The 15007-nt window shown below is 33.8% G+C and carries 9 protein-coding genes and 2 pseudogenes; 9 read left to right on the top strand and 2 right to left on the bottom strand.

Translation table 11 applies throughout. The features are described 5' to 3' along the window. The first annotated feature begins 85 nt into the window (after positions 1 to 85). The 5 genes from QNK89_RS05700 to QNK89_RS05680 all read left to right on the top strand — a co-directional run bounded on the left by QNK89_RS05700 (position 86) and on the right by QNK89_RS05680 (position 9096). Entirely contained in the window at positions 86 to 3022 is a 2937-nt protein-coding gene (locus QNK89_RS05700; RefSeq protein ID WP_340170062.1) for a GH92 family glycosyl hydrolase, read from the top strand. A 46-nt stretch (positions 3023 to 3068) separates the two neighbouring features. Beyond that, positions 3069 to 4739: an MFS transporter gene (locus tag QNK89_RS05695; protein ID WP_340170061.1), complete on the top strand. Its 1671-nt coding sequence runs from the start codon at positions 3069 to 3071 to the stop codon at positions 4737 to 4739. Between the two features lie 55 nt (positions 4740 to 4794). Further along, positions 4795 to 5796, top strand: a complete 1002-nt coding sequence (locus tag QNK89_RS05690; RefSeq protein ID WP_340170060.1) for a N(4)-(beta-N-acetylglucosaminyl)-L-asparaginase — start codon at positions 4795 to 4797, stop codon at positions 5794 to 5796. Between the two features lie 74 nt (positions 5797 to 5870). Next, a complete protein-coding gene (polA, locus tag QNK89_RS05685) occupies positions 5871 to 8717 on the top strand; it encodes a DNA polymerase I (RefSeq protein WP_340170059.1) in 2847 nt (948 codons plus the stop codon). A 232-nt stretch (positions 8718 to 8949) separates the two neighbouring features. Then, positions 8950 to 9096 carry a hypothetical protein gene (locus QNK89_RS05680; RefSeq protein WP_340170058.1) on the top strand — a complete coding sequence of 49 codons (147 nt, stop codon included), beginning with the start codon at positions 8950 to 8952 and terminating at the stop codon, positions 9094 to 9096. Positions 9097 to 9144: 48 nt separating this feature from the next. On the opposite strand, the gene QNK89_RS05675 is transcribed toward QNK89_RS05680, so the two are convergent. Together QNK89_RS05675 and QNK89_RS05670 are read right to left on the bottom strand one after the other, a co-directional pair. Beyond that, on the bottom strand, positions 9145 to 10212 hold the full coding sequence (locus QNK89_RS05675; RefSeq protein ID WP_340170057.1) for a methyltransferase: 1068 nt from the start codon (positions 10210 to 10212) through the stop codon (positions 9145 to 9147). A gap of 82 nt (positions 10213 to 10294) precedes the next feature. Next, positions 10295 to 12256: a YgiQ family radical SAM protein gene (locus QNK89_RS05670; RefSeq protein WP_340170056.1), complete on the bottom strand. Its 1962-nt coding sequence runs from the start codon at positions 12254 to 12256 to the stop codon at positions 10295 to 10297. 507 nt (positions 12257 to 12763) lie between these two features. Here QNK89_RS05670 and rplM point away from each other — a divergent pair. The 4 genes and pseudogenes from rplM to QNK89_RS05650 all read left to right on the top strand — a co-directional run. Next, positions 12764 to 13219, top strand: a complete 456-nt coding sequence (gene rplM, locus QNK89_RS05665; RefSeq protein ID WP_340170055.1) for a 50S ribosomal protein L13 — start codon at positions 12764 to 12766, stop codon at positions 13217 to 13219. Then, complete coding sequence (gene rpsI / locus QNK89_RS05660; RefSeq protein ID WP_340170054.1) at positions 13219 to 13605, top strand: 30S ribosomal protein S9; 387 nt, start codon at positions 13219 to 13221, stop codon at positions 13603 to 13605. Before rplM ends, rpsI begins: the two co-directional genes overlap by 1 nt. A gap of 174 nt (positions 13606 to 13779) precedes the next feature. Next, a pseudogene (rpsB, locus tag QNK89_RS05655) lies at positions 13780 to 14478 on the top strand (30S ribosomal protein S2); the annotation flags it as partial. Positions 14479 to 14804: 326 nt separating this feature from the next. Further along, positions 14805 to 15007: pseudogene (locus tag QNK89_RS05650) on the top strand (elongation factor Ts); the annotation flags it as partial.

Here is a 15007-nt window from a genome sequence, read left to right as displayed (position 1 = left end):
TCGTTAGTAAAAGAAAAAGTCTTAACCGCTTTGCGAATTTCATTTTAGTATATTAGATGCTTTAAATTTAGTAATCTATTTTTTAATGAAACACACAATCGCTATCCTTTTTTGTTTATTTCTGTTGTTAACCAATTGTAAAAATGAAAAAAACTCAACTACAGCCGCAAAAGACAAATCATTAATATCGTATGTAAATCCATTTATAGGTACAGGTGGACATGGCCACACGTATCCAGGAGCAACTATGCCTTTTGGGATGATGCAATTAAGTCCAGATACGCGTTTAGATGGTTGGGATGGTTGTTCTGGCTACCATTATAGCGACGATGAAATTTACGGATTTTCCCATACCCACCTGAGTGGAACTGGAGTAAGCGATTATGGTGATATTTTAATAATGCCAACGAAGGAATCCATTTTTAATAATGGTGCAGATGGTGAAAAAGGATACAAATCTAAATTCTCACACGATAATGAAGTTGCAGAACCTGGATTCTATAAAGTACATTTAGATGATACTGATATTGATGTAGAATTAACCGTTTCTAAGCGTAGTGGTGTACATAAATATGAATACTCTTCTAGTGAAAACCAATATGCGATTGTAGATTTAATCCATCGAGATAAAGTTCTAGATGCTAAAATCGAAAAAATCTCTGAGACTGAAATTGTAGGTTATCGTTTTTCTGATGCTTGGGCAAAAGATCAACGTTTATTCTTCGTAATAAAAACATCGCATCCATTTAAAGATGTATTACAATCGCCACCAAAAACAGGAATGCCTGGAGCACAAAAAATAGCTTTAAAATTTAGAAACCCAAACAACGAACCTGTTTATTTAAAAGTTGGTATTAGCGCTGTTGACATTGAAGGTGCAAGAAAAAACCTAGAAGGTGAAATAGGTGAACAAACTTTTGATCAAGTAAAAAAAACAGCACAAGATTTTTGGGAAAAGCAATTAGAAAAAATTATTGTTGAAAGTGATAATACAAACAATAAAACCAATTTCTATTCTTCCATGTATCATGTTGCGCTGGCTCCAAACTTATATCAAGATTTCGATGGCAGATATCGTGGTATGGATATGGAAATTCATAAATCTGAAAATTTCGATTATTACACTGTATTTTCACTTTGGGATACCTATCGCGCTGCACATCCATTATATACAATTATTGAGCAAGAGAAAACCAACGATTTTATAAACACCTTTTTAGCAAAATATAACGAAGGTGGCATAATGCCAATTTGGGATTTAAGTGCAAACTATACCGGTTGCATGATTGGTTATCACGCTGTGCCAGTAATTGCAGATGCTTACCTAAAAGGCATTCGTGGTTATGATGAAAACAAAGCTTTAGAAGCGATGATGCATAGTGCAACACGAGATAAATTAGGTCTAAAAAGTTACAAAGAATTTGGGTTTATTCCTGTAGAAGAAGAAAGCGAATCGGTTTCTAAAACCTTAGAATATACTTTTGATGATTGGACGATTGCACAAATGGCAAAAGCCATGAATAAAAAAGATATTTATAAAGACTATACAGAAAGAGCACAAAATTATAAGAATGTATTCGATCCAGAAACGCAATTTATGAGAGGTCGTTTTCGTAATACTTGGTTTGCACCTTTCGATCCTTACGAAGTGAATTTTAATTACACCGAAGCAAACTCTTGGCAGTACAGTTTTTATGTGCCTCAAGATATTTCTGGGTTTATAGATTTGTTAGGCGGAAAAGATAAACTTGAAGCTAATTTAGACAAATTGTTTGTTGCAGAAGACCAGACCTCTGGTCGCCATCAAATTGATATTACAGGTTTAATTGGACAATATGCCCATGGTAATGAGCCTAGTCACCACATGGCTTATTTGTATAATTTTGTAAACAAACCACACAAAACACAAGAGAAAGTACACCAAATTTTAACCGAATTATACACCAATACTCCAGATGGAATTTCGGGTAATGAAGATTGCGGACAAATGAGTGCATGGTACATATTTAGCTCAATCGGTTTTTATCCTGTAACACCTGGAAGTAATCAATACATAATTGGCACACCTTTATTTGATAAAGCAACTTTTAACTTAGAAAATGGAAAACAATTTACTGTTTCTGCCGAAAACTTAAGCGGTTCCAATATTTACATAGAATCTGCAACATTAAATGGAAAACCACTTAATAAATCATTTATTGAACATAAAGATATAATGAATGGCGGAACACTTCATTTTAAAATGAAAAGCTCTCCAACAGATTGGGCAGTAAAAGACCATGAAGTACCAGAAACTAAAATTGAAGACCATATTATTGTAACACCTCCTTTTATTTCTAAAGGAAATACTGCTTTTAAAGGTAAAACGGAAATTGAATTACTAAGCAATACAAAAGACGCTTCAATTTATTATTCTGAAAACAATTCAGATTATAAAAAATACACAAAACCTTTTACCATTGCTGAAGCTGAAACACTACAAGTTTATTCAGAGCTCAATGAGAAAAAAAGTAAAATAATAACCACCAATTTTTTTAAAATTGATCCTAATTTATCTATTAAACTAGACTCAGAATATGCTAACCAATATAACGCTGGAGGAAATGATGCATTAATTGATGGTATTTTAGGAACACCGGATTTTAGAACAGGCACTTGGCAAGGTTATTTTGATACAGATGTTATTACAACAGTAGATTTAGGAAGTAGCAAACCTGTAAATCTTGTAAAAGTTAATTTTTTACAAGATCAACGATCGTGGATATTTTATCCAACAGCTGTAGAATGTTTAGGCTCTGTAGATGGAATTAATTTTACAAAAATTGACGCTAAAAGAACTATTGATGCAACAAAACAATCAGAAGAAACAACAATAAAAGAAGTGTTTTTTAAACAAGTACCAAAACAATATCGCTACATAAAAATTATAGCAAAAAAACTAGGGGAACTTCCAGAATGGCATTTGGGCTATGAGCACGATGTTAGAAGCTGGCTATTTGTTGATGAAATAATAATTAAATAACTGTAAACAAATTTTAATTACATTTAAACATACTAAAAACTAACTAATGGACAATCAAAATAATAAATCTGCTTTAACCACTTTAGTAACTGTTTTCTTTTTTTGGGGATTTATAGCAGCTTCAAACAGTGTGTTTATTCCGTTTTGTAAAACCTATTTTAATATTGATCAGTTTCAATCACAACTGGTAGATTTTGCTTTTTATGGTGCATACTATTTAGGTGCACTTTTTCTTTTTCTTGTTTCTAGTGCTATGAAACGTGATATATTAAATAATTGGGGCTATAAAAACGGCATTATTTATGGCTTATTACTCTCTGCTATTGGCGCATTTGTAATGTATCCTGCAACAGCTGGAGCAGAACAAGGACAAACTACTGTGTTCTATTTTGTACTTATTGCTTTTTTTATAGTGGCATTAGGTTTTTCGTTACAGCAAACTGCAGCAAATCCTTTTGCTATTGCATTAGGCGACCCAAAAACTGGATCACATAGATTAAACTTAGCAGGCGGCATTAATTCTTTTGGTACAACCATTGGTCCTATTGTAGTTAGCTTAGCTATTTTCGGTTCTGCGGCTTGGTCTACAGAACAACTAGCTGAAAAAATTAGTACTAATGAAATTACTTTAATTACAGTACAAATTTTATATTTATGTGTTGGTGTACTCTTTTTAATTGCAGCTGCGCTCTTTTATTTTTCTAAAAAATTACCTGCATTAAAGTCTAATACTAAATTCGAATCTGCTTATAAAGCTGGTGTTCTATTAGTTGTTTTAACTTTAATTATAATAGGTTGTTTCGGTTATATTTTTAGTACCTACTCTGGAGATGCAGTTTCAACCGAAACTGTAGAGCATACACGTTTAATTGTTTTATTTATAGCACTTTTTGCAGTTGTTACTGCTGTTTTTGTAGCTAATTTTAGCGCAGCAAAAAAACCAGAAGGTTGGGGCGCAATGAAATACCCACAACTTGTTTTGGGCATGCTTGCTATATTTACTTATGTTGGTGTAGAAGTTACTATTGGTAGTAATCTTGGCGAACTCTTAAAGCAAGCAGTTGAAAATACTGGATTAAATACTATAGGATTACCTGTATTAAATGATTCGGAAATAGGTAAATACATCTCTTTATATTGGGGAGGATTGATGATTGGTCGTTGGGTTGGAGCTGTAACAGTCTTTAATCCTAGTAAAGGATTAAAAAAGGCATTACTTATTATTGTTCCTTATATTGCATTTGGTGTTATTATTTTAGCAAATTTGGTTAAATATAGTTTCACTTTAAATGAAATTCTCTTTTTCTCAATTTGTATTGCTGTTCAAATTGGCGGCTTTTTTCTTGCAAAAGATAATCCTGTTAAAACCTTAAAAATATTTAGTTTATTAGGAATGGTAGGTATGCTAATTGGTCTGTTTTCATCAGGAAATATTGCTTTATTCGCTTTTATATCTGGTGGTTTATTTTGTTCTATTATGTGGCCATGTATTTTTACATTAAGTATTGCAGGTTTAGGAAAATATACCTCTCAAGGTTCGGCATTTTTAATTATGATGATTTTAGGAGGTGCCATTATTCCTCCAGTTCAAGGAAAGTTAGCCGATGTTTTTAACATTCAATCTTCGTACTGGATGGCAGTCGCTTGCTTTGCTTATTTATTATTTTATGCCTTTAGAGCAAAATCTGTTTTAGACAAACAAGGTGTAGAGTATTAAAATTTTAAATGAAAAGATTTCTGCTTTTGCGGAAATGAAAAAAAATATATTCTCGATGAACAGAAGAAAATTCTTAAAAAATGTAACTCTTTCTACTGCTGGTTTAGCAGCAGGAAGTACTTTAATGAGTTGTGCAGAAGATAGTAAAACTAAAAAACCAATAATAGCAGCTAAAACAATTGGTTCATTTCCGTTAGTTATCGCTACTTGGGATGTTAAAAATGCAACCGAAGCAGCCTATAACGTTTTAGAAAAAGGTGGAAATGCATTAGATGCTGTAGAAGCTGGTTGTAGAATTGAAGAAGCAAATGAGAAAGGGCAATCTGTTGGTAAAGGCGGTTTACCAGATAGAGATGGAAACGTGACTTTAGATGCTTGTATTATGGATAAAAACGGAAATTGTGGCTCTGTTGTTTATCTCCAAAATGTGACACACGCCATTACTGTTGCTAGAAACGTCATGGAAAACACACCACACGTAATGTTGGCTGGAAAAGGCGCAGAACAATATGCTTATGAAATTGGTTTAAAAAAAGAAAACCTCTTAACCGAAGCTTCAAAAAAAGCATGGGAGAAATGGAAAATTGAAGCCAAATATAAACCTATTATTAACATAGAAAACCACGATACTATTGGCATGCTTGCAATAGACCAAAATGGTGATATTTCTGGTGCTTGTACCACTAGCGGATTGGCATACAAAATGGCTGGTCGCGTTGGCGACTCTCCAATTATTGGCTCAGGTTTATTTATAGATAATGAAATTGGTGGTTGCGTTGCAACTGGTCTTGGTGAAGAAGTTGTAAAAACTGTTGGTAGTTTTTTGGTTGTAGAACTCATGCGACAAGGTAAAACACCTCAAGAAGCTTGCGAAGAAGCTATTAAGCGCATTGTAGAAAAACCTAATAGCGATTTTAAAAATTTTCAAGTGGGTTATATTGCTATTGATAAGCAAGGTGAAACTGGAAGTTTTGCGATACATCAATGGTTTAGTATGACTAAATATCAAGATGGAAAGAATGAAAATATTCAATCTCAATTTATTGTTAAAGCATAGTGCTTTTTTGTTGACAAGTTCTTCTGTAAACAAAAGATAAGTTTCGTAGTTTTATAACTTGATAAAACTATAATATGTCTGACAATAAACGTGTATTTCTAGTTGATGCTTTCGCATTAATTTTTCGTGGCTACTATGCCTTTATAAAAAATCCAAGAATAAACTCTAAAGGTGAAGATACCTCTGCAATAATGGGTTTTATGAACTCACTATTAGACGTTATAAAACGTGAAAGACCAGACTATTTAGCCGTTTGTTTTGATAAAGGCGGAAGTGCAGACCGCGTAGAAATGTATGCAGAATACAAAGCCAATAGAGACGAAACTCCCGAAGGTATTAAAACAGCGATTCCTTACATCATGGATATTTTAAAAGCCATGCATATTCCTATTGTAGTAAAAGCAGGTTACGAAGCAGATGATGTTATTGGAACCTTAGCCAAGCAAGCCGAAAAAGAAGGCTACCAAACCTTTATGGTCACACCAGATAAGGATTTTGCGCAATTAGTAAGCGAAAACATATTCATGTACAGACCACGATTTGGTGGTGGTTACGAAACTTGGGGAATCCCAGAAGTACAAAAGAAATTTGAAGTCACAGATCCTATACAAGTTATAGACTTTTTAGGTATGATGGGAGACACAAGTGATAATATTCCAGGATTACCAGGTGTTGGCGAAAAAACGGCGAAGAAATTTTTAGCCGCTTATGGCAGTATGGAAAACTTGTTTGCTAATTCGCACGAGCTAAAAGGCAAAATGAAAGAAAAAGTAGAAGCCAATCAAGAATTAGGATTATTGTCTAAAAAACTAGCCACTATTATGCTAGATGTACCTGTAACTTTTGATGCTAAAGACTATGAAATGTCTCAACCAGATGTTCCAAAAGTGACAGAAATTTTTCAAGAATTAGAGTTTAGACGTTTAATAGATAATTTTACAAAAACGTTTACCTCTGGAGCACCTGCAACAGTCACAGCAGAATCTTCAGCTAAAAAAGAAATAAAAGTAACACCTAAGGAAGCCGAAAGTGCTGGAGCAGGACAATTTAATTTGTTTGGAGGCGAGAGTCCTTCCGCGGAAGCGACAACAGAAAACACATTCCAACGTAAAACCATAGCCAATACATCGCATTTTTACCAAAGTGTAGCACCAGGAATGGCAACCAAACTATTCATTAAAAATTTAATGAACCAAACGTCTGTGTGTTTCGATACCGAAACTACAGGCTTAAACCCAATTACTGCAGAGCTTGTTGGTATCGCATTTTCATGGGAAGTTGGCAAAGGCTTCTACTTACCATTTCCAGAAGAAAAAGAAGAAGCACAGGCTATTATCGAAGAATTACGCTATTTTTTCGAAGCAGAACAAATTCAGAAAATTGGTCAGAATTTAAAATACGATATTAAAGTATTAGCAAAATATAACGTGCAAGTAAAAGGACACTTGTTCGATACTATGTTAGCGCATTATTTAATAAATCCAGACATGCGCCACAATATGGATATATTAGCAGAAACGTACTTAAACTACACACCAGTTCCTATTGTAGACTTAATTGGTAAAAAAGGAAAAAATCAATTGTCTATGCGAGACGTTCCGTTAGACAAACAAACGGAATATGCGGTTGAAGATTCGGACATTACATTACAACTAAAAGAACATTTTGAAAAAGAGTTAGGCGAAGCCAACACTAAAAAACTCTTTAATGATATCGAGGTGCCTTTAGTACCTGTTCTAGCTGCTATGGAATTAGAAGGTATTAATTTAGATGTGCCTTTTTTAAATGGTTTAGCCGAAGACCTAAACAAAGACATCGACACTTTAGTAACTAAAATTTACGAAGTTGCTGGCGAAGAATTTAATATTGCCTCGCCAAAGCAATTAGGAATCATCCTTTTCGAAAAACTAAAGCTTGTAGTCAAACCTAAAAAAACAAAAACAGGACAGTATAAAACTGGCGAAGATATTTTATCTGCTTTAGCAAAAGACCACGAGATTACAAGAGATATTTTAGAATATCGTGGTTTAGCAAAACTAAAAAGCACCTATGTTGATGCCTTACCATTACAAGTGGAGGAATCTACAGGTCGTGTACATACAGACTATATGCAAACCGTTGCTGCTACAGGACGTTTAAGTAGTAATAATCCTAACTTGCAAAACATTCCTATTCGTACAGAACTTGGCCGTCAAGTGCGTAAAGCCTTTATTCCGCGTAGTGAGGAGTACACTTTGTTAGCTGCCGATTACTCGCAAATAGAACTGCGTATTATTGCCGCTTTAAGTAAAGAAGAAACTATGATTGAAGCCTTTAAAAATGGCGAAGATATTCATGCCTCTACAGCTGCGAAAGTCTTTAATGTGCCTTTAGGCGACGTTACTAGAGAACAACGTAGTAATGCCAAAACCGTAAACTTTGGGATTGTGTATGGTGTGTCTGCTTTTGGATTGAGTAACCAAACCGATTTATCGCGTGGCGAAGCCAAAGAACTTATTGATACCTATTACGAAACCTACCCAAAACTGAAAAAATACATGAGCGAACAAGTCGATTTTGCTCGTGATAATGGTTATGTAAAAACGGTTTTAGATAGAAGGCGTTACCTAAAAGATATTAATAGTGCCAACGCTATTGTGCGTGGTGCTGCAGAACGTAATGCTGTAAATGCACCAATACAAGGTTCTGCTGCCGATATTATTAAAATTGCCATGATTAATATCTATAAAAAACTAGAAGCTGGTAATTATAAAACTAAAATGCTACTGCAAGTGCATGATGAATTGGTTTTTGATGTGTTTAAACCTGAATTGGAAGAGATGAAAGCGTTGATTAAAACCGAAATGGAGAGTGCTTTTGTAATGGAAGTGCCGTTGGATGTTGAGATGGATGTTGGGCTGAATTGGTTGGAGGCGCATTAAATCAAGTAAGTAAACTAATAAAACAGGGTAATATTTATATTTGTTATTGTATAATTAGTAGTACCAAATACTAGAAGTTATAGAGGTATTTTATTAAGTATTTGTGTAAATAAAAAAAATCAATATTTGGTTATTGGGAATTCTAAAAATAGGTTATATTAAGAGATTTCAACATTTAATTTCAGATTTTAAATGATATTCAGTTTAATAAATAGAATAGAAAAATTATTTTATGTTAGGTAATTCGATTTTAAATAAAGCAAAACACTCTCATAACACAGATGAATGGTATACTGACTACAAAACTGTAAAAGAAGAAGTTACTCATTATGCAAATATTATTGTAGTAGTGTTTCTTTCCATCTTATTCGGTACTTAATTAAAAAAAACGTGCAGTGATAGTATCAAATGATACTATCAAAAACCACTAAGCATTCACCAACTCCCAAAGCTCCACTTCTTCTTCAGCACGCCAATTTTGATCACGCTTTGTTTTATCTGAAGCCAGTTTTACTTTTCGTGTTAAGCGGTTTTCTAATGTAAAACGACCACCTTCTGCCAGTTCCTTTTTAATAGGATGTTCACTTTCAACATCAGTTATTTCAGCCATATTAGAAAATATAACAACAAGCTTTCCTTCTGGTAATAATCGTTTTTTAGCTTCCGCAAAAAACTCAGGAAACAAAGTATCGTTATAATAAATAGCTTCGTCATTTTTATCTAAATCGTGAGACGCTGGTAACCAAGGTGGATTAAAAACAATAAGTTCGGTTTGCTTTTCAAACTTACCGAAAAGAGATGCATAATCTAGTTCTACTTTACGAGACATTTTTGTTTCTCCCATAGACTTTGTTAGTCCAACAATAGCATTTGGGTTGGTATCTGTACCAAAAACTTTCTGGAAACCATGCTTTACCATTTGAAACGATAATACACCACTTCCTATCCCAACATCTATTGCAGATTTTTTAGGACCTTCGTATCTTTTTAACCAATTATCGAACAGTATTAAATGATCGAAACGCGTTGGAAAATACACACCATAATACGGATGAATTTTATTTCTTAACACAGGTAAAATAATCCCGTTTTTATGCCATTGCCAAGCACTATTAAGACCTTGCACTTTAGTAAATGGTAATAAAAAATTAGTATCCTCTGGATATAATTCTTCTAACCAACCAATAGCTGGTGCTTTTTTTACGGTTAATTTATGATCTACAATTTTTATATAAATAAGCTTCGCTAGTTCTTTATAAGCCAAACGGTAATCGCGCTGCTCTTGAAACATCTCGTTTGGAAACTTATCTTTTAAATGTTTATGTAACGCTTTAAGCAAGTCTAAACCGTTGCTATAAAATTCTGTTACCATTACAGGTTTACCAGCTTCTAGTCCTTTAATGGTACGATTAACGTTAATAGAGCGATTAAACTGTACTAAAGGCTGCTCTGGTAAAAAAGGTGCTGGTTTATTTATAATTATATCAGAAATCATAGGTATGTATACGTTAAATTGAATGGCGTAATAATGGTATTAGCAAGACGTACTATTAAATTATTTTATTGAAATTTAGAGACTAACGTCTCTTATTTTTAGACTTAAACTTAGCCTTATTCTTCCTTTGATTAAAAGGAACATTAGGAACAGCATCGTTAAAAGTGTTTTTAGCATCACCTTTGGGTTTGTTTTTACGCCATTTTTCTGCTTTTTCTGGCAGTAAGACTTTTAGTAAATCTTGACGTCCTAGCTTATTTAAAGTCTTATTAATCCACGCTTTGTTTTCTTCTTTATACCAAAAGAAAAAACGATGTTGCTCGTCTTTCTCTTTTTGCGAAATTGGTGTATTTACTTTTTTAAGCGTGTAAGGATGGTAACCACTATAATAAATTACAGTTGCAACCGTCATTGGTGTTGGTGTAAAACCTTGCACTTGCTCTAACTGAAAACCAAGATCTTTAGTTTCGGCAGCTAGGTTTGCCATATCTTCAACTTCGCAAGCAGGATGATTAGATATAAAGTATGGTATTAATTGAAGCTTTAATTTTTTAGCGACATTAATTTTATCAAAACGTTCCTTAAACTTATGGAAGTATGTAAACGATGGCTTACGCATTAATTTTAAAACAGGATCACTAGTGTGTTCTGGTGCTACTTTTAATCTGCCAGAAACGTGCTTAGTCATTACTTCTTCAGTATAAGCATCTAATTCTTTTGGATCTGCATTTTTATTAAATTCTGGCACTAACATATCATGTCTAATACCTGAACCTATAAACGATTTTTTAACTTTAGGATGCTTATCAACCGCTTGATATAATTCGGTTAATGGTTTGTGCGACGTATCTAAATTACTACAGATTACTGGCGAAATACAACTAGGTGCAACACACTTATCGCAAATAGATAGTACTTTTCCTTTCATTTGATACATGTTGGCACTTGGTCCTCCAATATCAGACAAATAGCCTTTAAAATCTGGCATATTAGCCACAGTATGTACTTCTTTTAAAATAGATTCTTGACTACGAGAGGCAATAAACTTTCCTTGATGCGCAGAAATGGTACAAAAGCTACAACCACCAAAACAACCTCTATGGATGTTAATGGAGAACTTTATCATCTCGAACGCAGGAATTGGTCCTCTTTTATTATATTTTGGATGTGGTAAACGCGTGTAAGGCATATCGAAAGAAGCATCAATCTCCTTTTCTGTCATGGTTGGATAAGGTGGATTTATCATCAACTTCTTATCACCTACTTTTTGAAAAATACGCCTTGCAGCCAATTTATTAGACTCTTGCTCAATAACCTTAAAGTTAGAAGCATATTTTTTCTTGTCCTTTAAACACACTTCATGAGATGCAATTTCTACATCTTCCCAATTTGCATTTTTTGGTATGGCTTCATCTTTATCTAAAAGAACAGCTGTTTGTAATACTGTATTTATACTATTAAAAGGCACTCCTTTTTCTAATAAACGCACAACTTCTCGCAAAGGCTGCTCACCCATTCCATAAACCAACATATCTGCTTTAGAAGTTTCTAAAATAGAAGGCATTAATTTATCGCTCCAAAAATCGTAATGTGTTACACGACGCAACGAGGCTTCAATACCACCAATTAAAACTGGAGTATCTGGCCATTTATCTTTTAATATCTTAGAATATACAGAAGTTGCGTAATCTGGTCTAAAGCCAATATCTCCATTTGGAGTATAAGCATCTTTATTACGTTTCTTTTTATTAGCATTATAATTACTAATCATAGGATCCATACAACCACCTGTAACACCAAAAAATAATTTTGGTTTCCCTAATTTCACGAAATCCTGAAGATTATCCTTTACATTAGGTTGTGGTACTATAGCAACACGCAAACCAAAACTTTCTAGCATACGCCCAATAACAGCAGGCCCAAATGTTGGGTGATCTACATAAGCATCTCCACTAAATAGGATAACATCTAGTGCTTCCCATCCACGTATTTTAACCTCTTTGTTTGTGGTAGGTAACCAATCTGAAAGTTTTAATTCTTGCATATCGCTGCAAAAATAGTCAAAAAATGAGTCTTATTTGTTATTCTTAAAGGCTTTAGTACTATATTTTAAGATTTATTAAAACATTGTCAATTCAAGTGATGCAACTTTAGGAGCATTGTATTGGAGACTATTTATCTGAAAACTCTCAATGCAATTTATTTAAGCTTCGCCTTAGTATCTTCAATCAAAATATATTTTGAATTCGATAATCACACAAATCACTCGAAGTGACAATTAATACTATTTGTAATTAACGAAAATACACTTAAATAAGTTTAATTTTAGTTTTTCTGAAGGAAATGAACAATATATTGAATGTTGTAAACAGTGTTTTTGAAGAATTCGAAGCCTAATTAACAATGCCAAAAACATATCAACAAAGTTATCAAATAAAATACTGCATACTATTTGGTATTCAATAAGTTTATCGTAAATTTGCAAACTCTTTTTGAGAGAGGAATGTTTAATCAATTTGTATAAAAACAAATCAAAAATTTAATTAATAACGTGGATACACTAAGCTACAAAACTATTTCAGCCAACAAAGCTACTGTCGATAAGCAGTGGGTTTTAATTGATGCTGATGGTCAGACTTTAGGCCGTATGTGCTCCCAAGTTGCAAAACTTTTAAGAGGAAAGCATAAGCCAAGCTTCACACCACACGTTGATTGTGGAGATAACGTAATTGTTATCAATTCAGAAAAAATCAACTTAACAGGAAACAAGTGGAACGATAAATCTTACATTCGTCACACAGGTTATCCAGGTGGTCAAAGAAGTTTAACTGCTACTGAATTGTTCGGAAAAGATCCGTCAAGATTAGTAGAGAAATCTGTAAAAGGAATGTTACCTAAAAACAAATTAGGAGCTGCACTTTTTAGAAATTTAACTGTTGTTACAGGAACTAAGCATGCTCACGAAGCGCAAAAGCCTAAAACAATTAACTTAAACGAATTCAAGTAATGGAAGTATTACACAAAATTGGTCGTCGTAAAACGGCTGTTGCTCGTGTTTACCTAAAAGAAGGTAAAGGAAAAATCACGATTAACAAAAAAGACATTAAAGACTACTTCGATACAGCAACGTTACAGTACAAAGTAAACCAACCGTTAGTATTAACTGACAATGCGGAAACTTTTGACATTAATGTAAACGTATTTGGAGGTGGTATTACTGGTCAAGCAGAAGCTATCCGTTTAGCAATTTCTCGTGCTATGTGCGAAATAAACGCTGAACACAGATTAGTGCTTAAACCAGAAGGTTTATTAACAAGAGACCCAAGAATGGTGGAACGTAAGAAATTCGGACAGAAGAAAGCCCGTAAGAAATTCCAATTCTCTAAACGTTAATATTATTGTTGAAATTATTTTCAACACAAAACAAAATTTAACACAGTTATTGTTGTCCTAGTATCCTTATATTTTAAGGAACAGGATTTAGTCTAGCATCTAAATAGTTAAGGCGATTTTTTTTAAATGACCACTTAATTATTGCTAATTCAACAGAACGTAAACTATTACAAAATGGCAGTAGAAGTAAAAGAATTACTTGAAGCAGGTGTACACTTCGGTCACCTTACACGTAAGTGGGATCCAAACATGGCGCCTTATGTATATATGGAGCGTAACGGTATCCATATTATAAATTTATACAAAACAGCAGCTAAGATCGACGAAGCTGGAGAAGCGTTAGCAAAAATCGCAGCCTCTGGTCGTAAAATCTTATTTGTAGCTACAAAAAAACAAGCAAAAGACATCGTCGCTGAAAAAGCAGGAGGTATTAACATGCCTTTTATCACAGAAAGATGGCCAGGTGGAATGTTAACAAACTTTATTACTATTAGAAAAGCAATCAAAAAGATGGCTACTATTGATAGAATGAATAAAGATTGAACATTTTTAACTTTATCTAAAAAAGAACGTTTACAAGTTGATCGTTTAAGAGCTAAGTTAGAAAAGAATTTAGGTTCTATTGTTGACATGACTCGTCTTCCAGGCGCTTTGTTTGTTGTAGATATTAAACGTGAGCATATCGCGATTAAAGAAGCACAGAAATTAAACATTCCTATTTTTGCAATGGTAGATACTAACTCTGATCCTCGTCAGGTAGATTACGTTATACCAGCAAATGATGATGCTTCTAAATCGATCGATAAAATATTAACGCATGTTACTGAAGCTATTATTGGTGGATTAAATGCGCGTAAAGCAGAGAAAGATGCAAATGCTGAAGGTAAAACTGAAGCTAAAGTTGAAGCTAAAGTTGAAAAAGTAGAAGCTAAACCAGCTAAAAAAGCAGCTCCTGCAAAGAAAGCAGCTCCTGCAAAGAAAGCAGCTCCTGCAAAGAAAGCAGCTCCTGCAAAGAAAGCGGCTCCTGCAAAGAAAGCAGCTCCTGCAAAGAAAGCAGCTCCTGCAAAGAAAGCGGCTCCTGCAAAAGAAGTAGCAGCAGCTAACGAAGAAGAATAAAACAATAAAACTATTACAAATAAAGTCGTTTGATTCTTTCCTAACAGAAATTAATTGAACGACTTTTTTAAAATATACTTATCATGAGTGAAGTAAAAATTTCAGCAGCAGAAGTAAACAAATTAAGAAAAGCAACTGGTGCAGGTATGATGGATTGTAAAAAAGCCTTAGTGGAAGCTGGAGGTGATTTTGATGATGCAATCGATGTATTACGTAAAAAAGGACAACAAGTAGCAGAAAAAAGAGCAGACAGAGATTCTTCTGAAGGTGCTGCTGCAATAAAAAT

Origin of the sequence: Lacinutrix sp., assembly GCF_037625555.1 — a bacterium.
Classification (GTDB): Bacteria; Bacteroidota; Bacteroidia; order Flavobacteriales; family Flavobacteriaceae; genus Lacinutrix.
Note: the sequence above shows the minus strand (reverse complement) of the source record. Positions and strands in the feature narration are given on the sequence as shown.

What these genes read in the sequence shown, in the direction of transcription:
- rpsI (WP_340170054.1), top strand. Translation starts at nt 13,219, where the DNA reads ATGGAAGTATTACACAAAATTGGTCGTCGTAAAACGGCTGTTGCTCGT.
- polA (WP_340170059.1), top strand. Translation starts at nt 5,871, where the DNA reads ATGTCTGACAATAAACGTGTATTTCTAGTTGATGCTTTCGCATTAATT.
- QNK89_RS05680 (WP_340170058.1), top strand. Translation starts at nt 8,950, where the DNA reads ATGTTAGGTAATTCGATTTTAAATAAAGCAAAACACTCTCATAACACA.
- QNK89_RS05700 (WP_340170062.1), top strand. Translation starts at nt 86, where the DNA reads ATGAAACACACAATCGCTATCCTTTTTTGTTTATTTCTGTTGTTAACC.
- QNK89_RS05675 (WP_340170057.1), bottom strand. Translation starts at nt 10,212, where the DNA reads ATGATTTCTGATATAATTATAAATAAACCAGCACCTTTTTTACCAGAG.
- QNK89_RS05670 (WP_340170056.1), bottom strand. Translation starts at nt 12,256, where the DNA reads ATGCAAGAATTAAAACTTTCAGATTGGTTACCTACCACAAACAAAGAG.
- QNK89_RS05690 (WP_340170060.1), top strand. Translation starts at nt 4,795, where the DNA reads ATGAACAGAAGAAAATTCTTAAAAAATGTAACTCTTTCTACTGCTGGT.
- QNK89_RS05695 (WP_340170061.1), top strand. Translation starts at nt 3,069, where the DNA reads ATGGACAATCAAAATAATAAATCTGCTTTAACCACTTTAGTAACTGTT.